This window comes from Variovorax trehalosi (genome assembly GCF_051216415.1).
Taxonomy (GTDB): domain Bacteria; phylum Pseudomonadota; class Gammaproteobacteria; order Burkholderiales; family Burkholderiaceae_C; genus Variovorax.
In genome coordinates this window covers 763425-785794 of the sequence record NZ_JBPJZG010000003.1, presented here as the reverse complement: position 1 = coordinate 785794, position 22370 = coordinate 763425, and the positions used below count along the sequence as shown (strand labels likewise).

21 protein-coding genes are annotated in these 22370 nt (G+C 65.4%); 12 read left to right on the top strand and 9 right to left on the bottom strand.

Going from position 1 to position 22370, the window contains the following annotated elements; translation table 11 throughout:
- The 4 genes from ACSFA7_RS15665 to ACSFA7_RS15650 form a co-directional block, all read left to right on the top strand.
- The coding region (locus tag ACSFA7_RS15665; RefSeq protein ID WP_435500212.1) for a thioesterase domain-containing protein at positions 1-978 on the top strand (978 nt) is incomplete at its 5' end.
- Between the two features lie 102 nt (positions 979-1080).
- Entirely contained in the window at positions 1081-2154 is a 1074-nt protein-coding gene (locus ACSFA7_RS15660; RefSeq protein ID WP_435500211.1) for a PLP-dependent cysteine synthase family protein, read from the top strand.
- Positions 2154-3233: a lipocalin-like domain-containing protein gene (locus ACSFA7_RS15655; RefSeq protein WP_435500210.1), complete on the top strand. Its 1080-nt coding sequence runs from the start codon at positions 2154-2156 to the stop codon at positions 3231-3233. The genes ACSFA7_RS15660 and ACSFA7_RS15655 overlap by 1 nt, the downstream gene beginning before the upstream one ends.
- A gap of 80 nt (positions 3234-3313) precedes the next feature.
- Positions 3314-3781 (top strand): YXWGXW repeat-containing protein, encoded by a 468-nt coding sequence (locus ACSFA7_RS15650; RefSeq protein ID WP_435500209.1) that lies wholly within the window; start codon positions 3314-3316, stop codon positions 3779-3781.
- A gap of 46 nt (positions 3782-3827) precedes the next feature.
- On the opposite strand, the gene ACSFA7_RS15645 is transcribed toward ACSFA7_RS15650, so the two are convergent.
- From ACSFA7_RS15645 to ACSFA7_RS15620, 6 genes are all read right to left on the bottom strand, one after another.
- A complete protein-coding gene (locus ACSFA7_RS15645) occupies positions 3828-4826 on the bottom strand; it encodes a branched-chain amino acid ABC transporter permease (protein ID WP_435500208.1) in 999 nt (332 codons plus the stop codon).
- Between the two features lie 10 nt (positions 4827-4836).
- Positions 4837-5712, bottom strand: a complete 876-nt coding sequence (locus ACSFA7_RS15640) for a branched-chain amino acid ABC transporter permease (RefSeq protein ID WP_042581796.1) — start codon at positions 5710-5712, stop codon at positions 4837-4839.
- Between the two features lie 45 nt (positions 5713-5757).
- Positions 5758-6951, bottom strand: coding sequence for an ABC transporter substrate-binding protein (locus tag ACSFA7_RS15635; protein ID WP_435500207.1), 1194 nt, complete (start codon positions 6949-6951; stop codon positions 5758-5760).
- Positions 6952-6997: 46 nt separating this feature from the next.
- Positions 6998-8146 (bottom strand): ABC transporter substrate-binding protein, encoded by a 1149-nt coding sequence (locus ACSFA7_RS15630; protein WP_307648506.1) that lies wholly within the window; start codon positions 8144-8146, stop codon positions 6998-7000.
- Between the two features lie 92 nt (positions 8147-8238).
- Complete coding sequence (locus ACSFA7_RS15625; protein ID WP_435500206.1) at positions 8239-8946, bottom strand: ABC transporter ATP-binding protein; 708 nt, start codon at positions 8944-8946, stop codon at positions 8239-8241.
- Entirely contained in the window at positions 8946-9716 is a 771-nt protein-coding gene (locus ACSFA7_RS15620) for an ABC transporter ATP-binding protein (RefSeq protein ID WP_013542391.1), read from the bottom strand. The genes ACSFA7_RS15625 and ACSFA7_RS15620 overlap by 1 nt, the downstream gene beginning before the upstream one ends.
- A gap of 234 nt (positions 9717-9950) precedes the next feature.
- On the opposite strand from ACSFA7_RS15620, the gene ACSFA7_RS15615 reads away from it, so the two are divergent.
- The 8 genes from ACSFA7_RS15615 to ACSFA7_RS15580 all read left to right on the top strand — a co-directional run bounded on the left by ACSFA7_RS15615 (position 9951) and on the right by ACSFA7_RS15580 (position 18434).
- Positions 9951-10928 carry a LacI family DNA-binding transcriptional regulator gene (locus ACSFA7_RS15615; RefSeq protein WP_435500205.1) on the top strand — a complete coding sequence of 326 codons (978 nt, stop codon included), beginning with the start codon at positions 9951-9953 and terminating at the stop codon, positions 10926-10928.
- Between the two features lie 130 nt (positions 10929-11058).
- Positions 11059-12300, top strand: coding sequence for an ABC transporter substrate-binding protein (locus tag ACSFA7_RS15610; protein ID WP_435500204.1), 1242 nt, complete (start codon positions 11059-11061; stop codon positions 12298-12300).
- Between the two features lie 55 nt (positions 12301-12355).
- A complete protein-coding gene (locus ACSFA7_RS15605; protein ID WP_435500203.1) occupies positions 12356-13222 on the top strand; it encodes a carbohydrate ABC transporter permease in 867 nt (288 codons plus the stop codon).
- Complete coding sequence (locus tag ACSFA7_RS15600) at positions 13215-14066, top strand: carbohydrate ABC transporter permease (RefSeq protein WP_435500202.1); 852 nt, start codon at positions 13215-13217, stop codon at positions 14064-14066. The genes ACSFA7_RS15605 and ACSFA7_RS15600 overlap by 8 nt, the downstream gene beginning before the upstream one ends.
- A gap of 3 nt (positions 14067-14069) precedes the next feature.
- Complete coding sequence (locus tag ACSFA7_RS15595; protein WP_435500201.1) at positions 14070-15191, top strand: ABC transporter ATP-binding protein; 1122 nt, start codon at positions 14070-14072, stop codon at positions 15189-15191.
- 33 nt (positions 15192-15224) lie between these two features.
- Positions 15225-16475: a YbiU family protein gene (locus ACSFA7_RS15590; RefSeq protein WP_435500200.1), complete on the top strand. Its 1251-nt coding sequence runs from the start codon at positions 15225-15227 to the stop codon at positions 16473-16475.
- Positions 16476-16493: 18 nt separating this feature from the next.
- A complete protein-coding gene (locus ACSFA7_RS15585; protein ID WP_435500199.1) occupies positions 16494-17702 on the top strand; it encodes an AGE family epimerase/isomerase in 1209 nt (402 codons plus the stop codon).
- A 105-nt stretch (positions 17703-17807) separates the two neighbouring features.
- On the top strand, positions 17808-18434 hold the full coding sequence (locus tag ACSFA7_RS15580) for a cysteine hydrolase family protein (protein ID WP_435500198.1): 627 nt from the start codon (positions 17808-17810) through the stop codon (positions 18432-18434).
- Here ACSFA7_RS15580 and ACSFA7_RS15575 read toward each other — a convergent pair.
- The 3 genes from ACSFA7_RS15575 to ACSFA7_RS15565 form a co-directional block, all read right to left on the bottom strand.
- Positions 18413-19330, bottom strand: coding sequence for a LysR family transcriptional regulator (locus ACSFA7_RS15575; RefSeq protein ID WP_435500197.1), 918 nt, complete (start codon positions 19328-19330; stop codon positions 18413-18415). The genes ACSFA7_RS15580 and ACSFA7_RS15575 overlap by 22 nt on opposite strands.
- An 81-nt stretch (positions 19331-19411) precedes the next feature.
- A complete protein-coding gene (locus tag ACSFA7_RS15570; protein ID WP_435500196.1) occupies positions 19412-20974 on the bottom strand; it encodes a DHA2 family efflux MFS transporter permease subunit in 1563 nt (520 codons plus the stop codon).
- Positions 20975-21011: 37 nt separating this feature from the next.
- Positions 21012-22352, bottom strand: a complete 1341-nt coding sequence (locus ACSFA7_RS15565) for an efflux RND transporter periplasmic adaptor subunit (RefSeq protein ID WP_435500195.1) — start codon at positions 22350-22352, stop codon at positions 21012-21014.
- Positions 22353-22370 lie beyond the last annotated feature (18 nt).

Here is a 22370-nt window from a genome sequence, read left to right as displayed (position 1 = left end):
ATGCGCGCTCCGCGCACCCCGCAAGAGCAGATCCTCTCCACACTCTTCTGCGAAGTCCTCGGTCTGGCGCTTGTGGGCATCGACGACAACTTCTTCGACCTGGGCGGCCACTCCCTGTTGGCCACCCGCCTGGTCAGCCGCATCCGGTCCACCCTGGGCGTGGAGCTTGCCATCCGGACCTTGTTCGAGGCCCCCACCGTGGCCCGCCTCAGCGAGCGCATCGACAACTTCGAAGGAAAGAGCAATTCCTTCGATATGCTGATTCCCATCAGATCCGGCGGAAATTTACCGCCCCTGTTCTGCGTTCATCCAGCGGGAGGGTTGAGCTGGGCTTATTCTCCCTTGGTGAAGCATCTTAAAAAGGGACATCCGATCTTTGGATTTCAGTCACGGGGATTTTTGGATTTCGATTTCATCCCAGAAACCATTCAGGAAATGGCAAAGAACTACATCGAACAGATCAAGAAGATTCAACCGACCGGCCCTTACAATCTGCTTGGATGGTCTTTTGGAGGCTACGTCGCCTATGAAATGGCGAACATACTCATCCAAAGAGGAGAATTAAATAACACGCTATTTCTCCTCGATACCCACCCTGTGAATATCTATCGAAAAAAAATATCCTCGGCTCGCGCAGAGGAGATACGCAGGAACGAAGAAAAATTCTATGAACTATTCAAACCTTTTCTTCGAAAGAAAACCGATTCCAATGACCTGGGAGACGACGAGTTTGAAAAAATGTGGAAGATCATGCAGCACAACCTCTCGCTGATCAAATCTTATGTCCCCCCAAAACTCAATGGAGACCTGACGATATTCAAGGCCACCCAAGCAGCGCAACCACTCAATCAGGATGCTTGGTCCTCCATCGTCATGGGAGAAATACATACACACGAAATAGACTGCCAGCATGGAGAAATGACAAATCCGGAATCGATGGCAGAAATTGGAAAAATACTTTCCTCCAAACTTCGTTAGAAAGAATGCCCCGTCACTCTGCGTCTCGGAGGTATCGCGCGCATCCTATTGATCCGCCCGCCGCGCCACAGAACACAAGAACATGACTTGTAGACTGGTGTCATGCGCCACCCTCTCTCCTCCTCCTGCAGCGCCTGGCTCGACAGCGCCATCCGCCGCATCGAAGCCGACTACCAACGCAGCGCCGACACGCACCTCATCCCGCTCCCCATGCCCGCACTCGCCGCAGCGGGCATCGACCTGTACCTCAAAGACGAATCCACCCACCCGACCGGCAGCCTCAAGCACAGGCTCGCGCGCTCGCTCTTTCTCTATGCGCTGTGCAACGGCTGGGTGCGCGAGGGCACGACCATCGTCGAGGCCTCGAGCGGCTCGACGGCCGTGAGCGAGGCCTACTTCGCGCGCCTCCTGGGCCTGCCCTTCATCGCGGTGATGCCGCGCAGCACCTCGCCCGAGAAGGTCGCGCAGATCGCGTTCTACGGCGCGAGCTGCCACTTCGTGGACCACGCGGCAGAGGTGTACGAGGAGGCCCGCGCGCTGGCCGAGCGCACCGGCGGCCACTACATGGACCAGTTCACCTACGCCGAGCGTGCGACCGACTGGCGCGGCAACAACAACATCGCCGAGAGCATGTTCCAGCAGATGGCGCGCGAACGGCATCCGATACCGAAATGGATCGTGGTGGGCGCGGGCACCGGCGGCACCAGCGCGACCATCGGCCGGTACCTGCGCTACCGCTGCCACGACACGCAGGTGTGCGTGCCCGATCCCGAGGGCTCGGTGTTCTCGGCCTATCACCGCACGGGCGACGCCACGCTGACGGCCGTGGGCTCGCGCATCGAAGGCATCGGGCGGCCGCGCGTGGAGCCGAGCTTCATCCGCACACTGGTGGACCGCATGATCGAGGTGCCGAACCTCGATTCGGTGGCTGCGATGCATGCGCTCTCGACGCTGCTCGGGCGCAAGGTGGGGCCTTCGACGGGCACCAACTTCATCGGCATGCTGGCCGTTGCGCAGGAGATGCGCGTGGCCGGGCGGCAGGGCTCGATTCTTTCGCTGCTGTGCGATTCGGGCGAGCGCTACCTGCCGAGCTATCACGATGCGGCCTGGGTAAAGAACGCGTTCGGCGACATCGGGCCTGCGCAGCAGCGCATCGATGCGCTGGTGGCGGGGTGATGCCTCCCTCTTCCTTCGGTTCTTTCGGGCTCTCGCGGCGCAGCCTGCTGCTTGCCGTGCTGGCCGCGACGCCTGCTGCGAGTTGGGCATTGCCTCTGCGCACGCTGCAGTTCCCGCGCGACTTCGGCAGCCATCCCGACCTGCACACCGAGTGGTGGTACATCACCGGCCACGCGAAGAACGCAGCGGGGCGCGAGTTCGGCTTTCAGGTGACCTTCTTCCGCTCGCGCATCGACGCGACGCAGAACATGCGCTCGGCCTTCGCCGCGAAGAACCTCGTGTTCGCACATGCGGCCGTCACCGACCTCGAAGGCCGCGTGCTGTTGCACGACCAGCGCATTGCGCGCGCGGGTTTCGGCGTCGCATCGGCCAGCGAGGCCGATACCGAGGTGCGGCTGCGCGACTGGTCGCTGGTGCGCAAGGACGGTGGCTACACCGCGCGCATCCCGGCCGGCGAGTTCGCACTCGACCTGCGCTTCACACCGACGCAACCGGTGCTGCTGCAAGGCAACGCCGGCCTCTCGCGCAAGGGGCCCGATGAAGCCCAGGCGAGCTACTACTACAGCGAGCCTCAGCTCAAGACGCAGGGCAAGCTCACGCTCAAGGGCCAGGCCTTCGAGGTCGAGGGCACGGCATGGCTCGACCACGAATGGAGCGAGGCGTTGATGCACCCCGAGGCCGTGGGCTGGGACTGGATCGGCATGAACCTCGACGACGGGAGTGCGCTCACCGCCTTTCATTTGCGCCGCAAGGATGGCGGCGCCCTGTGGGGCGGCGGCTCGTTCCGCACTCGGGACGGCGTCCTGCGTGTCTTCAGGAACGACGAGGTGCGTTTCGAGAGCGTCAACGCGTGGAGCAGTCCGCGCACGCAGGCGAAGTACCCGACGCAGTGGCGCGTGCAGACGCCTTCCGGCAACTTCGAGGTGCGCGCCCTGCTCGACGACCAGGAACTCGACAGCCGCGGCTCGACCGGCGGCGTCTACTGGGAAGGCCTCAGCGACCTGCTCGATGCAGAGGGCCGGCGCGTGGGCCGCGGCTACCTGGAAATGACTGGTTATGCCGCCCCGCTGAGGCTGTAGGCAATGCAAGTCCTGACAACCGCCCGGCACCGGGCTGCGTTGGAGGCGTGGATCACACCCCATCAAGAAGAGAGGCCCCCATGAAGATTCGATTCGCCGCGCTCGGCCTGGCCAGCGCTTTTGCATTGCTGGCCACGCCCCTTGGCGCGAACGCACAGGTCTCGGTGAACATCAACGTTCCCGGGTTGGTCATGGTGGCGCCGCCGCCACCACGCTACGAGGCACCACCGCCACCGCGCGGCGGCTATGTCTGGGTGCCGGGCCGCTGGGCCTGGGACGGTCGCGCGTATGCGTGGCGACGCGGCGACTGGCGGCCCGCGCGGGCAGGCTATGCCTACGCCCCGGGCCGCTGGGTCGAAGACCGTGGCGGCTGGCGCTGGACCGAAGGCGATTGGCGCCGCCGGGAAGCCCGCCGTGAGGCCCGCCGCGACCGCGAATGGGACGACGGCCACCGGCGGCACGATCGCGACGATCGCCGCCATGGCAATCGGCACGGGCACGACCGCGATTTCTGCCCACCCGGACAGGCGAAAAAAGGCAACTGCTGACCCAATGAAAAAGGGAGCCTGCGCTCCCTTTTTTGTTATTGGCTGGTCAGTCCTTGGCCTGTTTGGCCCGTCGCCGGTCGATGAACGCGATGATCTCGCCCATGATCCCCTTGCGGAAAGCCAGCACGCAGATCACGAAGATCAGGCCCGTGACCATGGTCACCGACTCGCCCAGGGTGTTGAACCAGTCGATGGTCGTGATGCGTGCGAGGAAGTTGCCCAGTTCGCCGATCTTGTTCTCCAGCAGCACCACCACCGCCGAGCCCACGATGGGACCCGAGAGCGTGCCAAGGCCGCCCACCAGCGTCATCAGGATGACCTGGCCCGAGGCGGTCCAGTGCACGTCCGACAGCGTGGCGAAGCCCAGCACCAGCGTCTTGAGCGAACCCGCGAGACCTGAGAGCGCCGCCGAGATCACGAAGGCCAGCAGCTTGAAGCGGCTCACGTCGTAGCCCAGCGAGAGCGCGCGCGGTTCGTTCTCCTTGATGCCCTTCAACACCTGCCCGAACGGCGAGTGGATGGTGCGCACGATCAGGAGGAACGCAGCCACCACGACCACCAGCGCGACGTAGTACATCGTGAGGTCGTTCGACAGATCGATCACGCCGAAGAGCTTGCCGCGCGGCACGCCCTGCAGGCCGTCTTCGCCGCCGGTGAACTTGGCCTGCAGCGCGACGAAGAACATCATCTGCGCGAGCGCCAGCGTGATCATCGCGAAGTAGATGCCTTGGCGGCGAATGGCAAGGATGCCGAAGATCCAGCCGAGGAAGGCACCGCTCAAGGTCCCGGCGATGAGGCCCAGCTCGGGGGTGAGGCCCCAGACCTTCATCGCATGGCCCGCCACATATGCCGAGCCGCCCAGGAAGGCCGCATGGCCGAAGGACAGCAGGCCGGTGAAGCCCAGCAGCAGGTTGAAGGCCGCAGCGAACAGCGCGAAGCACATGAGCTTCATCACGAACACCGGGTAGGCGCCGAAGAACGGCGCGAGCACTAGGGCGACCAGCAGCAATGCGTAGACGACGGTAGAGATTTTTTTCATGTTCATGCCATCCGCCTTATTTCTCTTTGCCGAACAGGCCGGCGGGGCGAATCAAGAGCACGATGACCATGATCACGAACACAACAGTGGAGGAAGCCTCCGGGTAGAAAACCTTGGTAAGCCCCTCGATCACGCCGAGGCCCAGACCGGTGAGGATGGCACCCATGATCGAACCCATGCCGCCGATCACGACCACCGCGAACACCACGATGATGAGGTTCTGCCCCATCAGCGGCGACACCTGCATCACCGGTGCGGCCAGCACGCCGGCGAAGGCGGCAAGCGCGCAGCCGAAGGCGTAGGTCAGCGTGATCATCAGCGGCACGTTGACACCGAAGGCTTCCACGAGGCGCGGGTTCTCGGTGCCGGCGCGCAGATAAGCGCCCAGGCGCGTCTTCTCGATCACGTACCAGGTGGCAAAGCAGATCACCAGCGAGGCGACGACCACCCAGGCACGGTAGTTGGGCAGCACCATGAAGCCAAGGTCGGTGGCGCTCGACAGTGCATCGGGCGCGTCGTAGGGCAGGCCCGAGACGCCGTAGACCGAACGAAACACGCCTTCGATCAAGAGCGTGAGGCCGAGCGTGAGCAAGAGGCCGTAGAGGTGGTCGAGCTTGTAGATCCAGCGCAGCAGCAGCCGCTCGATCACCACGCCGAAGAGGCCGATGAGGATGGGCGCCGCGATCAGCATCACCCAGTAGTTGATGCCGAAATACTCCATGGCCATCCAGGTCAGGACGGCCCCCAGCATGAACAGCGCGCCGTGCGCGAAGTTGATGACGTTGAGCAAACCGAAGATCACCGCCAGCCCGAGGCTCAGGATGGCGTAGAACGAGCCGTTGACCAGCCCCAGGAGGAGCTGGCTCAACAAGGCAGGGAGGGAAATGTTCATAAGCGTTTCAACGAACCCGGGCGCCGAAGCGGCGCCCGCGGGAGATCACTTCCAGAGGGCGCACTTGCTCTCGGCCTTCGTGGTGAAGACCTCTTCGCCCTTGAGCTTCTGGATCACCTTGTAGTAGTCCCAAGGCTGCTTCGATTCGGCTGGCGACTTGACCTGCACCAGGTACATGTCATGCACGAAGCGGCCGTCGGCGCGCACGGTGCCCTTGGCATAGAAGTCGTCGATGGGCGTGGCCTTGATGGTCTCCATGACCTTGTCGGCATCGACCGTCTTGGCAGCCTGCACGGCCTTCAGGTAGGTCATGGTGGCCGAGTAGTCGGCCGCCTGGATGTCGGTGGGCATGCGCTTGGTCTTCTCGAAGAAGCGCTTGCCGAAGGCGCGCGTCTTGTCGTCGAGGTTCCAGTCCCAGCTGGTGGTGAGCAGCAGGCCCTCGGTGTTCTTCAGTCCCAGGCTGTGCACGTCGGTCACGAAGACCAGGAGGCCCACCATCTTCATCGACTTGGTGATGCCGAATTCCTTGGCCGCCTTGATTGAATTGATGGTGTCGCCGCCGGCATTGGCGAGCGCGAGCACCTGCGCCTTGGAGTTCTGCGCCTGCAGCAGGAACGAAGAGAAGTCGGACGTGTTGAGTGGGTGCTTCACGCTGCCGAGCACCGTGCCGCCCTTCTCTTTCACGACCTTCGTGGCGTCGGCTTCCAGCGCCTGACCGAAGGCGTAGTCGGCGGTGAGGAAATACCAGCTCTTGTCGCCGCGCGCGATCACCGCGCTGCCGGTGCCCTTGGCCAGCGCCACGGTGTCGTAGGCGTAGTGCACGGTGTAGGGCGAGCACTGCTCGTTGGTGAGCGCCGAGCTGCCCGCGCCGTTGACGATGAAGACGCGCTTCTTCTCCTGCGCCACCTTCGCCATCGCAAGGCCCGTGCCCGAGCTGGTGCCGCCGAACAGCATCGTCAGGCCCTGCGTGTCGATCCACTCGCGCGCCTTCGAGGCGGCGATGTCGGCCTTGTTCTGGTGGTCGGCCGACAGGAGCTCGATGGGCATGCCGTTGACCTTGCCGCCGAAGTCGTCGATGGCCATCTGGATCGCCAGGGCGCCGTTCTTGCCCTCCACGTCCGCGTAGAGGCTCGACATGTCGGTGATGAAACCGATCTTGACCTTGTCCTGCGCCTGCGCGGCGCCGGCGGCCAGCGCAATGGCAAGAGAGAGGCCGGAAAGCACGAACGTCTTTTTCATGGTCAAGAACTCCTAATGAAGGAACGAAAAATCACGGAGGCGCGAATCACTTCCAGGCGGCGCACTTGCTCTCGGCCTTCGTGGTGAAGACCTGGTCGCCCGGCAGCGTCTTGAGCACCTTCAGGTAATCCCAGGGCTTCTTCGACTCGGCGGGCGACTTCACCTCGACCAGGTACATGTCGTGGATGAAGCTGCCGTCGGCGCGGATCTGCCCCTTGGCGTAGAAGTCGTCGATCTTCATGCTCTTGAGCTGCGCCATCACCTTGTCGGAATCGGTGGTCTTCGCGGCGGCCACGGCCTTCAGGTAAGTGGTGGTGGCCGAGTAGTCGGCTGCCTGCACGTCGGTGGGCATGCGCTTGGTCTTCTCGAAGAAGCGGTTGGCGAACTTGCGCGTGTCGTCGTTCAGGTCCCAGTACCAGCTGGTGGTGTGCAGCAGGCCTTCGGTGTTCTTCAGGCCCAGGCTGTGCACGTCGCTCAAAAAGACCAGCAGGCCCGCGGTCTTCATGGTCTTGTTGATGCCGAATTCCTTCGATGCCTTGATCGCATTGATGGTGTCGCCGCCCGCATTCGCCAGGCCCAGGATCTGCGCCTTGGAGTTCTGCGCCTGCAGCAGGAACGACGAGAAGTCCGATGCGTTCAGCGGGTGGCGGACCGCGCCCACCACCGTGCCGCCCTTTTCCTTCACCACCTTGGTGGTGTCGGCTTCCAGCGCGTGGCCGAAGGCGTAGTCGGCCGTCAGGAAGAACCAGCTCTTGCCGCCACGGTCCACGACCGCCGCGCCGGTGCCCTTGGCCAGCGCCACGGTGTCGTAGGCGTAGTGCACGGTGTAGGGCGAGCACTGCTCGTTGGTGAGCACCGAGCTGCCCGCGCCGTTGTTGAAGTACACGCGCTTCTTCTCTTCCGCCACCTTGGCGGTGGCCAGCGCGGTGCCGGAGTTGGTGCCGCCGAAGATCATGGTCACGCCCGCCGTGTCGACCCACTCGCGAGCCTTGGAGGCGGCGATGTCGGCCTTGTTCTGATGGTCGGCCACCAGCAGTTCGATGGGCTGGCCCAGCACCTTGCCGCCGAAGTCGTCGATGGCCATCTGGATGGCAGTGGCGCCGCCCTTGCCTTCGAGGTCGGCATAGAGGCTCGACAGGTCGGTGACGAAGCCGATCTTCACTTTTTCCTGGGCCTGTGCGGCGCCTGCGCCCATGGCGAGGACAGCGACGGCGGTGGCGATGAGGCCGAGTTTCTTGTTCATGGTTTTGTCTCCTGAAAAATCTTTGGGTGTTTGTTTGAATGGGTTCAGACGCCGAGCAGCTCGGTGAGCACCGGCATCTTGGCTTCGAGCTCGGCGGCGCCGAACTTCTCGACGATGCGGCCATGCTCCATGACATAGAAGCGGTCGGCCAGCGGCGCGGCGAAGCGGAAGTTCTGCTCCACCATCACGATGGTGTAGCCCTTGGCGCGCAGCGTGGTGATCATGCGGGCCAGTGCCTGGACGATGACCGGCGCGAGGCCTTCGGAAATCTCGTCGAGCAGGAGCAGCTTGGCGCCCGTGCGCAGGATGCGCGCGACCGCGAGCATCTGTTGCTCGCCGCCCGACAGGCGCGTGCCCTGGCTGTGGCGGCGCTCGGCCAAGTTGGGGAACATGGCGTAGATCTCTTCGACCGACATGCCCGGGCCCGCGCCCTTGAGCTCGGGTGGAAGCAGCAGATTTTCTTCGCACGAAAGGCTCGCGAAGATGCCGCGCTCCTCGGGGCAGTAGCCGATGCCCAGATGAGCGATGCGGTGCGTGGGCATCGCGATCGTCTCTTTGCCGTTGACTTCGATGCTGCCCTTGCGCGCACCGGTCAGGCCCATGATCGCGCGCAGCGCGGTGGTGCGGCCCGCACCGTTGCGGCCCAGCAGCGTGACGACTTCGCCCGGCTGCACGACCATGTCCACGCCATGCAGCACATGCGATTCGCCGTACCAGGCTTGAAGGCCCTTGATTTCGAGTGCGGCGGTCATCAGTGCGCGCCCTGCATTTCGCCGTCCGTCGTGCCCATGTAGGCCTCCATGACCTGCGGGTTCTTCGAGACTTCGGCGTAGGGGCCTTCGGCCAGCACCGCGCCGCGTTGCAGCACGGTGATGGTGTCGGCGATGGTGGAGACCACGCTCATGTTGTGTTCGACCATCAGGATGGTGCGCCCGGCCGACACGCGCTTGATGAGCTCGGCCACGCGGTGCACGTCCTCGTGGCCCATGCCCTGCGTGGGTTCGTCCAGCAGCATCAGCTCGGGTTCCATCGCCAGCGTGGTGGCGATCTCGAGCGCGCGCTTGCGGCCGTAGGGCAGGTTCACGGTCTGTTCGTCGGCGAGTTCTTCCAGGCCGACTTCAGCAAGCAGCTCGCGGGCTCTGGCATCCAATGGCTTGAGCGACTTCTCGCTCTTCCAGAAGTGGTACGAGGTGCCCAGGCGCCGCTGCAGGCCCAGGCGCACGTTCTCCAGCAGCGTGAGATGCGGGAACACGGCCGAGATCTGGAACGAGCGGATGATGCCCCGCCGTGCGATCTGCGCGGGTCGCTCGCCGGTGATGTCCTGCCCGTTGAACAGGATCGTGCCGGTGGTCGGCTCCAGGAACTTGGTGAGCAGGTTGAAGCAGGTGGTCTTGCCCGCGCCATTGGGGCCGATGAGTGCGTGGATCGAGCCGCGCACCACCGAGAGGTTGACCTTGCTGACCGCGGTGAACCCCTTGAATTCCTTGGTGAGCTGGCGTGTTTCGAGGATGACGTCGCTCATCTCGCGAGGTCGCCGGGGTTCGGAAAAAAGAAGTCGGTCATGCGGTCCATCTTGGCGCGCCACCATGGAGCGCGGACCGATTGTTGGTGGGCGACCCGCGCTTGCATACTGGGGCAAATGCCTATGCTGCAGTGCAACCTGCACAAGACGGACAAGTTATGCACGATCACCAACTGTCGTCGCGTTGACAATGACGCCCCGTCCGCCCTCTCCCGACAGCTCTTCATGCCATCCATGCCCGTAACGATCCGCGATGTGGCCGAGGCCGCCGGTGTGTCGATCAGCACCGTCTCGCGTGCCCTGAAGAACCAGCGCGGCCTCTCGGACGACACCCGCCGCATGATCCGCAAGATCGCCAGCGACGTCGGCTACAACGCCGGGCGCCTGCGCAGCGCGAAGGCCAAGCGGCTGGTCTTCATGGTGCACCGCCAACACAGCCACTTCTCGGTCAACCCCTTCTTCTCCGACGTGTTGCACGGGGTGGAGGAGGCCTGCCGCGAATTCGGCGTCGTGCCCACGCTGCTCACCTGCGGCCCGACCGACCCGATCCGCGAGCAGCTGCGGCTGCACGAGCCCGACATGATCCTGGCGGCCGGCTTCTTCGAGACCGAGGTGCTCGACATGGTGGCCGGGCTCGACCTGCCCTTCGCGCTGATCGATTTCTCGCTGCGCGACATGCTCGCGGTGAACCCCGACAACGCGACTGGCGGCTACCTGGCCACGCGCCACCTGCTGGACATCGGCCGCCGGCGCATCGCCTACATCGCAGGGTCGCTCGCGCACGTGAGCATCCTCGAGCGGGCCCATGGCTACCGCCGGGCGATGTTCGAGGCCGGCATCCTCGCCGATCCCGAACTGGAAGTGGTCGCGCCGCTGGGCCTGCCGCACGACCGCGGCGCCTCCGCTGCAATGCAGCAGCTGCTGCGCCTGCGCAAACCGCCCGACGCCGTGTTCGCCTGCAACGACATGGCGGCGCTCGCGGCGCTCGACACCTGCCTGGCCGCGGGTCTGCGCGTGCCCGAGGACGTCGCGATCGTGGGCTTCGACGATGTGCAGACCGCCGCATCGGCCAAGCCGCCACTCACCACGGTGCGCGTGGACCGCCAGGCGCTGGGTCGCATGGGCGTCGAACTGGCGATGCACGGCAGCTCGCTGCCGCGCCTGAACACGCTGCCGGTCGAGCTGATCGTGCGGCAGAGCACAGTGGACTGAGGCCCTCTTTTCTCTCCGGCGAAGTGGCCTTTGTTGCGCTGCCAACGCCGTGTTTCGTCCGGGAAAGCACAAGGCGGAAAGGCAGGTAGCGCTGCCTAAACTGCCGCGCACCCTGCAACCGGAGAAACACATGAAGAAGAGCATCGTCGCCGTCGCCATCGGTCTTGCCGCCAGCGCCGCCATGGCCCAGCAACAAAGCGTGGAGGTCCTGCACTGGTGGACCTCGGGCAGCGAGGCCGGCGCGCTCAACGTGCTGAAGTCCAACCTCGAGAAGCAGGGCGTGAAGTGGAACGACATGCCCGTGGCCGGCGGTGGCGGCGAGGCCGCGATGACCGCGCTGCGCGCCCGCGTGACCTCGGGCAATCCGCCCACCGCATCGCAGATGCTGGGCTTCGACATCCTCGACTGGGGCAAGCAGGGCGTGGTGGCCGACCTCAACGCGCTCGCGCAGAAGGACGGCTGGGACAAGGTGGTGCCCCCTGCACTGCAGAAATTCTCGAAGTACAACGGCAAGTGGATCGCCGCGCCGGTGAACGTGCACTCGACCAACTGGGTCTGGGCCAACCAGGCCGTGCTCGCGAAGGCGGGCGTGACGGCCGAGCCGAAGAACTGGGACGAGTTCATCGCCGCCGCCGAGAAGGTGCAGAAGGCCGGCTTCATCGCCCTCGCCCACGGCGGCCAGCCGTGGCAGGACGCGACGCTCTTCGACAGCGTGGCCATGTCCACCGGAGGCGTCGACTACTACCGCAAGGCCTTCATCGAACTGGACACGAAGACCATCAATTCGCCGACCACCGAAAAAGTGTTCCAGCGCATGGCGCAGCTGCGCAAGCTCGTGGACAAGGACTTCTCGGGCCGCGACTGGAACGTGGCCTCGGGCATGGTGATTGGCGGCAAGGCCGGCTTCCAGATCATGGGCGACTGGGCCAAGGGCGAGTTCGTCAACGCCAAGCTGGTGCCGGGGAAAGACTTCGCCTGCTTCCGCTTTCCGGGCACGCAGGGCACGGTCACCTTCAATGCCGACCAGTTCGTGATGTTCACGCTCAAGGATGCCGGCAAGTCCGCCGCGCAGCAGAAGCTGGCCGCCGCGATCATGGACCCGGGCTTCCAGTCGACCTTCAACGTGGCCAAGGGCTCGGCGCCCGCGCGCACCGACGTGCCCGACACCGCCTTCGACGCCTGCGGCAAGAAGGCCATCAAGGACCTGGCCGAGGCCAGCAAGGCCAACACGCTGGTCGGCTCCATCGGCCACGGCCATGCGGAACCGGCCTCGATCAAGAACGCGTTCTACGACGTGATCACGCGCCACTTCAACGGTCAGCTGGACGACAAGAAGGCGGTGGCCGCCATGGTGTCGGCCGCGAAGAACTGATGCGCTGCGGCTCCGAGATGTCCAGAGTGTCCGGCGTGCCCGCGCGTTCAAGTTCATGAAGGCCGGACTGCTGCCCAAGCTGCTGCTGAGCCCGAGCGCCCTGCTCGTGCTGGTGTGCGTGTACGGCTACATCATGTTCACGGTCTACCTGTCGTTCACGACGTCGACCATGCTGCCCACCGCCGAGTGGGCCGGCACGGCGGCCTACGAGCGGTTGCTGGGGCTGGAGAACTGGGAGGTGTCGCTGCGCAACCTCGCGATCTTCGCGAGCCTCTACATCGTGGTGGCGATGGCGCTGGGCCTCGTGCTGGCGATCCTCATCGACCAGAGGGTGCGCGCCGAGGGCGTGCTGCGCTCGATCTACCTCTATCCGATGGCGCTCTCGCTGATCGTCACCGGCACCGCGTGGAAGTGGCTGCTCGACCCGGGCGTCGGCATCGAGCACACGCTGCAGAGCCTGGGCTGGAGCGACTTCTCGTTCGGCTGGATCAAGGATGGCGACATGGCGATCTACTGCGTGGTCATCGCCGCCGTGTGGCAGACCACGGGCTTCGTGATGGCGATGTTCCTCGCGGGGCTGCGCGGCGTCGACGGGGAGCAGATCAGCGCGGCCCGCGTCGACGGCGCACGGCCCTGGCAGATCTACACGCGCATCGTGATCCCGCAGCTCGGGCCGGTGTTCGTCTCGGCCTTCGTGATCCTCGCGCACATGGCGATCAAGTCGTACGACCTGGTGATCGCGCTCACCAACGGCGGGCCGGGGCGCTCGACCTGGCTGCCTTCGGTCTTCATGTACCAGTACACCTTCACGCGCAACGAGATGGCGGTGGGCGCAGCGAGTTCTGTGCTGATGCTCGCGGCCATCGGCATCGTGGTGGTGCCCTACCTGCTGCGCGAGATGCGGGGAGCTAGGCATGGCTGAACGTTCGATGCGCTTCGTGCTGTATGCCGTGCTGCTGGTGCTGGCCTTCGTGTTCCTGATGCCGGTCTACGTGATGGTCATCAACTCGCTCAAGCCGCTGGAAGAAATCCGCAGCGGCAACCTGATGACGCTGCCGATCGACTGGACCCTCGATCCATGGCGCGCAGCGTGGAGCACGGCGCAGATCGGCGTGCAGCCCACGGGCCTGAAGCCCTACTTCATCAACTCGTTCCTGCTGGTGGTTCCTGCCGTGGTCATCTCCACGCTCATCGGTGCGCTGAACGGCTACATCCTCACGCAGTACCGCATCCGCGGCGCGCACCTGCTGTTCGCGGCGATGCTGTTCTCGGTGTTCATTCCGTTCCAGATCGTCTTGATCCCCATGGCGCGCACGCTGGGGTTCCTGGGCATCGCAGGCACGGTGACGGGGCTGATCTTCGTGAACGTGGTGTACGGCATCGGCTTCACGACGCTCTTCTTCCGCAATTACTACGCGGCGTTTCCGCAGGAGCTGGTGCGCTCGGCGCGCATGGACGGTGCGGGCTTCTTCGGGGTGCTGCTGCGCATCTTGCTGCCCAACAGCACGCCGATCATCGTGGTGACGGTGATCTGGCAGTTCACCAACATCTGGAACGAATTCCTGTTCGGCGCTTCGTTCAGCGACTTCAGTTCGTTCCCGATCACGGTGGCGCTCAACAACCTGGTGAACAGCTCCACCGGGGTCAAGGAATACAACGTGCATTTCGCGGGGGCGTTCATTGCGGCGCTGCCCACGCTGGTCGTGTATCTCATCTCCGGAAAATATTTCGTGCGCGGCCTCATGGCCGGCTCGGTCAAAGGTTAGTGAATGGCTTCGTTGGACCTGATTGGTATTCGCAAGAGCTTCGGCCCCGTCCAGATACTGCACGACATCTCCATCACGCTGAAGGACGGCGAATTCCTCGTGCTCGTCGGCCCCTCGGGCTGCGGCAAGAGCACGCTGATGAACATCATTGCGGGGCTGGAGGAGCCCACCGAAGGCGAGCTTCGCCTCAATGGCGCGGACATCACGAAGACCGCGCCCGCGGAGCGCAACATCTCGATGGTGTTCCAGTCGTACGCGCTCTACCCCAACATGACGGTGGCGAAGAACATCGAGTTCCCGCTGGAGATGCGCAAGGTCGACAAGGCCGCGCGCGCCGAGCGCGTGAAGAAAGTGGGCGAACTGCTGCAGATCGGCCATCTCATGGACCGCAAGCCCCGCCAGCTCTCGGGCGGCCAGCGCCAACGCGTGGCCATCGGCCGGGCGCTGGCGCGCGAACCGCAGCTCTACCTGTTCGACGAGCCGCTCTCCAACCTCGATGCGCAACTTCGGCTGGACATGCGCACCGAGATCAAGAGGCTGCACCAACGGCTCAACGCCACCATCGTCTACGTCACACACGACCAGATCGAGGCGATGACGCTGGCCACGCGCATCGCGGTGATGAAGGGCGGCGTGCTGCAGCAACTGGGCACGCCGCACGAGGTGTACAACCGGCCGGCCAACACCTTCGTCGCGAGCTTCATGGGCTCGCCGCGCATGAACCTGCTGCGCATGCGGGTAGCGATGACGACGGCCGGCGGTCTGGAACTGCTGACCGCCGGTGGCGGCGGCGCGGTGCGCATCGACCTGCCGCTGTCGCTGACGCCCGCACAGCTGCATGCGTATGCGGGCCAGGAAGTCATCGTGGGGCTGCGCGCCGAAGCGGTCGGGCTGGCGGATATCGGCGCCGAGGCGCGCGGCATGCAGCGGCTGGTGAATGCGCGCGTTCAGGTGGTCGAGCCGACCGGGGCCGATACGCTGGTGCTGCTCGACCTTGGCGGGCATGATTTCACCGCGCGCCTGGCGCCCGACGTGACGCTGCAGCCCGGGGCGACGGCGCATTTCGCGATCGACCTGTCGAAGGTCGTCTTCTTCGACACCGAGACAGAGACGCTGATCGCCTGACGGCACGCCACCGACGACAAGGAAAGGACGCTCATGACCGACTGGATGAACGACATTCCCCATGCGGTGGTGCAGGCCCAGCGCGAGTTGCGGGCCAGCGTGCCCGATCTCGCCCGGCGCTTCGCGCTCGAAACCGAATTCCTCGAGGACGAGGTCGCCACGGTGCGTGCCGAGCAGGCCAGCGGCGGCGCGGTGCCCGAGCTGGCCTATGCCGACATCGCGCACGGGCGCGTATCGCCCGAGCAGATCGCGCGCATCCACCGGCGCGGCTGCGTGGTGGTGCGCGGCGTGTTCGACCCGGCGCAGGTGCGAGCCTGGAACGAAGAGATCCACCGCTACATCGATGGCAACGACTACCTCGCGCACGCACGCGCCAAGGCCGGCCTCGACAAATACTTCAGCGCGCTGGCCTCGGGCCGGCCGCAGATCTTCGGCCTCTACTGGTCGCGTCCGCAAATGCAGGCGCGCCAAGACGAGCGCATGCACACGACGCGCGCTTTTCTCAACCGCCTCTGGACCTTCGAGAAGAACGGCACCCACTTCTTCGACCCCGACCGCCAGGCCAACTACGCCGATCGCATCCGCCGCCGCGAGCCCGGCGATTCGACGCTGGGCCTCTCGCCGCACTCGGATGGCGGCTCGGTCGAGCGCTGGTGCGAGCCGACCTTCCGGCACGTGTATCGCGAGGTGTTCGAAGGCGACCTCGCGCGCTTCGACCCCTTCGATGCCGAAGGCCGCATCGACACGCGCGAAATCCCCTCCCCCGCCGTGTGCTCGGCCTTTCGCACCTTCCAGGGCTGGACCGCACTGTCGCGCCAGGGTCCGGGCGACGGCACGCTGCGGCTGGTGCCGATCGCGCGCACCGCGCCCTGGATGCTGCTGCGCGCGCTGCAACCCGACGTGCCCGAAGGCGATCTCTGCGGCGCCCAGCCGGGCCGCGCACTCGGGGCCACAGCCGAATGGCATGCCGAGCTGCGCGACGGGCTGATCCCGATTCCGCTGGTCGAGCCCGGCGACACCGTGTGGTGGCACTCCGACGTCATCCACGCCGTGGAGGACGAGCACCGCGGCACCCAGCACAGCAGCGTGATCTACATCGCCTCGGCGCCCTGGTGCGAGAAGAACCGCGCTTTCATGGAGCGGCAGGCGCCGGCCTTCCTGGCCGGACGCAGCAGCCCCGATTTCGCACCCGAAGACTACGAAGTCGATTTCAAAGGCCGTGCCACGCCCGACGACCTGACGCCCCTGGGGTTGCGTCAGATGGGCCTGCGCGCCTGGGATTGACGAACCCCTTTCCTTTTCATGCCCGACTTCCGCTCACCCGATTTCCTGATCGCCCACATCCGGCACACGCTGGCCTTCTACGAACCGCGCGATATCGACCCTTCGGGCGGTTTCTTCCATTTCTTCAGGGATGACGGCACGGCCTACGACCGCCGCACGCGTCATCTGGTGAGCAGCGCGCGCTTCGTGTTCAACCACGCGAACGCGTACCGCCGCTTCGGCCAGGTAGCGGACCTCGAAGCGACGCGGCACGGCCTGGCCTTCCTGCAGGGCGCGCATGCCATGCCCGCGGGCGGCTATGCATGGCTGCTCGACTGGCATGAGGGCCGCGCCACCGTGCTGGACGGCACCCAGCACTGCTACGGCCTGGCCTTCGTGTTGCTTGCGCACGCGCACGCGCTGATGGCCGGCGTGAGCGAGGCGCGCGAAGGGCTGGAGCACGCATGGGACCTGATGGAGCGGCATTTCTGGGAGCCGCACCACCACCTCTACGCCGACGAAGCCACGGCCGACTGGCAGGTATCGCCCTATCGCGGACAGAACGCCAACATGCACGCCTGCGAGGCGATGATGGCGGCCTTCGAGGCGACGCACGACACGCGCTATCTCGACCGCGCGCTCGCACTCGCCGAGGCCGTGACGGGTCGGCTGGCCGCGCTGGCCGATGGGCTGGTATGGGAGCACTACCGCGCCGACTGGTCGGTTGACTGGGACTTCAATCGCGGCGACCGCAGCGACATCTTCCGGCCCTGGGGTTTCCAGACCGGGCATCTGACCGAGTGGGCCAAGCTGCTGCTGCAGCTGGAGCGCCTCCTGGATTCGCAAGGCCGAGAGGCCGGCTGGATCGTGCCGCGCGCGCGCCACTTCTTCGATACCGCGATGTTCCGCGGCTGGGATGCGGACAACGGCGGCCTGGTCTACGGCTTCGCGCCCGACGGCTCGCTGTACGACGGCGACAAGTATTTCTGGGTGCAGGCCGAGAGCTTCGCCGCCGCCGCGCTGCTGGCCGTGCGCACCGGCGATGCGAGCTACTGGGACTGGTACGACAGCATCTGGGCGTATTCGTGGGCGCACTTCATCGACCACAAACACGGCGCGTGGTATCGCATCCTCACGCCGCAGAACGGGAAGATCAGCGACGAAAAGAGCCCGGCCGGCAAGACCGACTATCACACGATGGGCGCGTGCTATGACGTGCTGAAGGCGCTCGAAAGCCCCGTGAAATAACAGCCGGTCGTCACGATCCGCACAAGTCTTGTGCGGCTGCGCATCTACACGGCAGCGCTGCCGCTTCGTACGCTTCAGGCTTCCTTTTTCACGCAGAGAAGCCGCATGAAGCACCCCAGCATCCGCACCCTCACCGGTGCCCAGCCGACGACCCGCCTCGACCCCGCCACCACGGCGTTGATCGCGATCGATTTCCAGAACGAGTATTTCGACGGTCGCATGCCCATTCCCGATGGCCTGGCGGCGCTGCGCCAGACGAACCGCCTGATCGAGTGGGCGGACCGGCATGCGATGCCGGTGTTCCATGCGCAGCACCTCGCGCCCGCGGACAGCCCGATCTTCGCGGAGGGCAGCGAGGCCTTCGCCATCCATCCAGAACTGCGCCCGGCGGCACACCACACCGTGCTGACGAAGGCGACACCGAGCGCCTTCGCAGGCACGGAGCTTGAAGCAGCGTTGCAGGCGCGCGGCATCAAGACGCTGATCCTGACCGGCCTGATGACGCACATGTGCATCTCGGCCACCGCCTTCGATGCCGCACCGAGCGGCTACCAGAGCCTCATCGTGAGCGATGCCTGCGCGACGCGCGACCTCGATCTGGAGGAAGGCGGCGTCCTGGACCACCGCGAGTTGCATCGCGCGGCACTGCGCGGCGTGTCGGACGTCGTCGCCGAAGTGCGGACGACCGACGACGTGCTGCAGTTGCTGAATCAGTCGCTGCTGCCTGCCTGAACGGCTGGCGACGAGTAACGCGCGGCCGCAAAGTCGACGAAAGCGCGCACCTTCGGCGACAGGTGCCGGTTCTGCGGATAGAGCGCATAGAGGTTCAGCCGCTGCTGGCTGAACCCCGCAAGCACGCGCACCAGCTCGCCGCGCGCGACATGCTCGCGCACGAGGAATGCCGGAGACGCCGCGAGCCCCGTGCCGGCCAGCGCGGCCGCGCGCAGCACGATGCCGCTGTTGGCCTGCAACCGTCCACCCACGTCGACCGTGTGGACGCTGCCGTCCTCCGCGGTGAAGCTGGGTTGGCCGGCCTTCCCCGCGAGCGAATAGTTGAGGCACTGGTGCGCGCACAGGTCGGCAGGAACGACAGGCGTGCCGTGCCGCTCAAGATAGGCGGGCGATGCCACCCACCACTCCTCGAAGCTCGCGAGGCGCTTGACGATCAGCGTCGAATCCGAGAGCGAATAGGCAAGGCGCAGGCCGACGTCGAAGCCCTCTTCGATCAGGTCGACGAAGCGGTCGTTGCACACGAGATCGACCCTGACCTGCGGATGCGCCTCGAGAAAGGCGGGCAGCCACTGCGCCAGCTCTTCCAGACCGAAGGACATCGGCGCGTTGATGCGCAGCAGGCCCGTCGGCTCTATCTGGTGCTGCGCGACGACGAGCGCTGCCGCCTCGACCTGGTCCAGGATCTGGCGGCTGTGTTCGTAGTAAGTCTGGCCGGCTTGCGTGAGGGCGAAGCGCCGCGTCGTGCGGTTGAGCAACTGCACGCCGAGCGCCGTTTCCAGTTGCTTGACGTGGCGCGAGACGACGGTGTGCGAAACGTCCATCGCCTCGGCCGCGGCGGTGAAGCCGCCGGCCTCGACGACCGCGCGAAAAGCCTTCATGGCTGCGAATTGATCCATGCGAGAGGCTGCCTTTCGAAAGAAACCCCCAGGGGTCTTGCGACGCCTGGGGGTGATGGGGGATGAGAGGCAAGAGTGCGGTCAGTGCGCGCCGGCCGCGGCGTCGCCGCCGGCGCCGCCCTTCTGCGGCTTGGCCAGCCACACCAGCGGAATCAGCAGCAGGAACAGGATCGCCGACGCATAGAAGATGTCGTTCGTCGCCAGCATGTAGGCCTGCTGGTCGACGAGGCGGTTGATCTGCCCCATCACCTGGTCGGTGCTGAAGCCGCCGCTGGAGAGCCCCGACATCGCACTGGTGGCTGCGTTGTTGCCCTGGTTGATGGATTCCGCGAGCTGCGCGTGGTGCAGCGTCGCACGGTTGTCCCACAGCGTGGTGGTGAGCGACGTGCCCATGGCACCTGCCGTGATCCGCAGGAAATTCGACAACCCCGATGCGGCCGGAATGCGGTCGGGCGTGAGGCCCGACAGCGTGATCGTCACCAGCGGGATGAAGAAGAACGCCATCGCGATGCCCTGGATCACCGTCGGGATGATGATGGTGACGAAGTCGGCCTGCGTGTTGAAGTTCGAACGCATCCACAGCACCAGCGCGAACACCAGGAACGAGAAGGTCGCATAGCGCCTCGGATCGATCTTGGACACGGTGAGCCCGACCACCGGCGAGAAGAAGATCGCCAGCAAGCCCACCGGCGCCATGATCATCCCCGCCTGCGTTGCGGTGTAGCCCATCCACTGCTGCAGCCACAGCGGCAACAGCACCACGTTGCCGAAAAACAGGCCATAGGCCACGGCCGTTGCCACGGCGCCCGACCAGAAGTTGCGGCGCTTGAAGAGCGACAGGTCAACAACCGGGTGCTTGTCAGTCAGCTCCCAGATCAGGAAGAACGCAAAACCGACCACGGCCACCACCGCCATCGTGACGATCTGCGGCGAGTGGAACCAATCGAGTTCCTTGCCCTTGTCGAGCATGAGCTGCATCGAGCCGACCCACAGCACCAGCAGCGCGAGGCCGATGGCGTCGATGGGCACCTTGTGCGTGGTGCTCTCGCGCTTGCGATAGAGCGCCCAGGTGATGGAGGCCGCGACGATGCCCACGGGGATGTTGATGTAGAAGATCCACGGCCACGAGATGTTGTCGGTGATCCAGCCGCCGAGCAGCGGCCCCATCACCGGCGCGACCAGCGTGGTCATCGACCACATCGCCATCGCAAGGCCGGCCTTGGCCTTCGGATAGCTCGACAGCAGCAGCGTCTGCGACAGCGGAATCATCGGACCGGCGACAAAGCCCTGCAGCGCGCGGAACAGGATCAGCGTGGTCATGTTCGGCGCCAGGCCGCACAGCAGCGAAGCCACCATGAACAGGATCACGCTCGCCATGAACAGGCGCACCTGGCCGAAGCGCTGGGTCATGAAACCCGTGAGCGGCACCGCGATGGCGTTGGCCACCGCGAAGCTGGTGATGACCCAGGTGCCCTGCGTGGTGCTCACGCCCAGGTCGCCCGAGATGGCGGGCAACGACACGTTCGCGATCGACGAATCGAGCACGTTCATGAAGGTTGCCGCAGACAGCGCGATCGTGCCCCACACGCGGGCCGAGCCCTCGAGCGGTGCGTGCGCTATGTAAGCGGGAGCGGCGGTGGCCATTGCGCGTGCTTTTCAGTTCAAGCGAAACGGGCAACGATCAACCGGGCTGGCCCTGCACCGCCACCTGCGCGCCGGTGGCCGGCGTCGCAGCCGGATGCTTCACGGGCGCGCTCGCGGCGCTTGCGGCATTGGCCGAAGCGCTGCGGCCGAGGTTGGCAGCAACGATGCGGTCCACTTCGGCATCGGCGCCGCGGTCGAGCTGGCTGTAGACCTGCGTCTGCGTGAGCGCGCTGCCGCGCGGTGCGTCGGCGAGCATCTTGCCGCTCTTCGAAGTGATGTCGATCTCGGCGTCCATCGAGAGGCCGATGCGCAGCGGGTTGGCCTTGAGCTGCTCGGGGTCGAGCGCGATGCGCACGGGCACGCGCTGCACCACCTTGATCCAGTTGCCGGTGGCGTTCTGCGCAGGCAGCAATGCGAATGCGCTGCCGGTGCCCACGCCCAGGCCGGCGACCTTGCCGTCGTACTCGACCTTCTTGCCGTACACGTCGGCCGTGAGCTTCACGGGCTGGCCGATGCGGATGTTGCGCAGCTGCACTTCCTTGACGTTGGCATCGACCCACAGCTGGTTGAGCGGCACGATCGACATCATCGGCGTGCCGGCCGAGACACGCTGGCCGAGTTGCACGGTGCGCTTGGCAACGTAGCCGTCAACGGGTGCGGGCATCGCGACGCGTTGCGTGGCGAGGTAGGCCTCGCGCACCTTGGCGGCGGCGGCCAGCACGCTCGGATGCTGCGCCACGCTGGTGCCTTCGGTCAGCGACTGGTTGCTCACCAACGCTTCCTTGGCGGCGACCACACCGGCCTGCGCGGCGGCGAGCTGGCTCTTGGCCGTGTCGAGCTGCGTTTCGGCGTGGTTGAGTTCTTCCTTCGACACCGCGCCGTTGCCCGAGAGCGCGCGGCGGCGCTGCAGGTCGTCCTGCGCCTTGGCGATGTCGCTCTGGGCCTTGACGATGTCCGACTGGCGCAGCGTGATCTGCGCGGCCAGCGAACCGTTGTTGGCGTAGAGCGTGCGCGTCTGGCGCACGGTCTGGGCCAGCGCGGCCTCGGCCTGTTCGAGCGAGACCTTGGCATCGGCCGGGTCGAGCTGCACCAGCGGCTGGCCGGCCTTCACGAAGTCGGTGTCGTCGGCGTTGATGGCCATGACAGTGCCGCCGATCTGCGGCGTGATCTGGATGACGTTGCCCTGCACGTAGGCGTTGTCGGTGTCCTCGTAGTGGCTGGCGACCAGCCATTCGTAGAGGCCCCAGCCGCCGCCGGCGACGATGACCACGGCCGCGAGGGCCGTGAGCGCGCGGCGGCGCTTGCCGTTGCCGGCGGGCGCTTCGGGTGCAACAGGGGCTGCGGAAGCAGCGGACGTCGGAGTGTTGTTGTCGCTCATGATGAATTTCTTTCCGAA

Coding starts and splice junctions, on each gene's coding strand:
- ACSFA7_RS15640 (WP_042581796.1), bottom strand. CDS start 5,712: ATGAACATTTCCCTCCCTGCCTTGTTGAGCCAGCTCCTCCTGGGGCTG.
- ACSFA7_RS15625 (WP_435500206.1), bottom strand. CDS start 8,946: ATGACCGCCGCACTCGAAATCAAGGGCCTTCAAGCCTGGTACGGCGAA.
- ACSFA7_RS15585 (WP_435500199.1), top strand. CDS start 16,494: ATGCCCGACTTCCGCTCACCCGATTTCCTGATCGCCCACATCCGGCAC.
- ACSFA7_RS15600 (WP_435500202.1), top strand. CDS start 13,215: ATGGCTGAACGTTCGATGCGCTTCGTGCTGTATGCCGTGCTGCTGGTG.
- ACSFA7_RS15595 (WP_435500201.1), top strand. CDS start 14,070: ATGGCTTCGTTGGACCTGATTGGTATTCGCAAGAGCTTCGGCCCCGTC.
- ACSFA7_RS15605 (WP_435500203.1), top strand. CDS start 12,356: ATGAAGGCCGGACTGCTGCCCAAGCTGCTGCTGAGCCCGAGCGCCCTG.
- ACSFA7_RS15575 (WP_435500197.1), bottom strand. CDS start 19,330: ATGGATCAATTCGCAGCCATGAAGGCTTTTCGCGCGGTCGTCGAGGCC.
- ACSFA7_RS15610 (WP_435500204.1), top strand. CDS start 11,059: ATGAAGAAGAGCATCGTCGCCGTCGCCATCGGTCTTGCCGCCAGCGCC.
- ACSFA7_RS15660 (WP_435500211.1), top strand. CDS start 1,081: ATGCGCCACCCTCTCTCCTCCTCCTGCAGCGCCTGGCTCGACAGCGCC.
- ACSFA7_RS15630 (WP_307648506.1), bottom strand. CDS start 8,146: ATGGGCGCAGGCGCCGCACAGGCCCAGGAAAAAGTGAAGATCGGCTTC.
- ACSFA7_RS15635 (WP_435500207.1), bottom strand. CDS start 6,951: ATGAAAAAGACGTTCGTGCTTTCCGGCCTCTCTCTTGCCATTGCGCTG.
- ACSFA7_RS15620 (WP_013542391.1), bottom strand. CDS start 9,716: ATGAGCGACGTCATCCTCGAAACACGCCAGCTCACCAAGGAATTCAAG.
- ACSFA7_RS15655 (WP_435500210.1), top strand. CDS start 2,154: ATGCCTCCCTCTTCCTTCGGTTCTTTCGGGCTCTCGCGGCGCAGCCTG.
- ACSFA7_RS15650 (WP_435500209.1), top strand. CDS start 3,314: ATGAAGATTCGATTCGCCGCGCTCGGCCTGGCCAGCGCTTTTGCATTG.
- ACSFA7_RS15580 (WP_435500198.1), top strand. CDS start 17,808: ATGAAGCACCCCAGCATCCGCACCCTCACCGGTGCCCAGCCGACGACC.
- ACSFA7_RS15565 (WP_435500195.1), bottom strand. CDS start 22,352: ATGAGCGACAACAACACTCCGACGTCCGCTGCTTCCGCAGCCCCTGTT.
- ACSFA7_RS15615 (WP_435500205.1), top strand. CDS start 9,951: ATGCCCGTAACGATCCGCGATGTGGCCGAGGCCGCCGGTGTGTCGATC.
- ACSFA7_RS15590 (WP_435500200.1), top strand. CDS start 15,225: ATGACCGACTGGATGAACGACATTCCCCATGCGGTGGTGCAGGCCCAG.
- ACSFA7_RS15570 (WP_435500196.1), bottom strand. CDS start 20,974: ATGGCCACCGCCGCTCCCGCTTACATAGCGCACGCACCGCTCGAGGGC.
- ACSFA7_RS15645 (WP_435500208.1), bottom strand. CDS start 4,826: ATGAACATGAAAAAAATCTCTACCGTCGTCTACGCATTGCTGCTGGTC.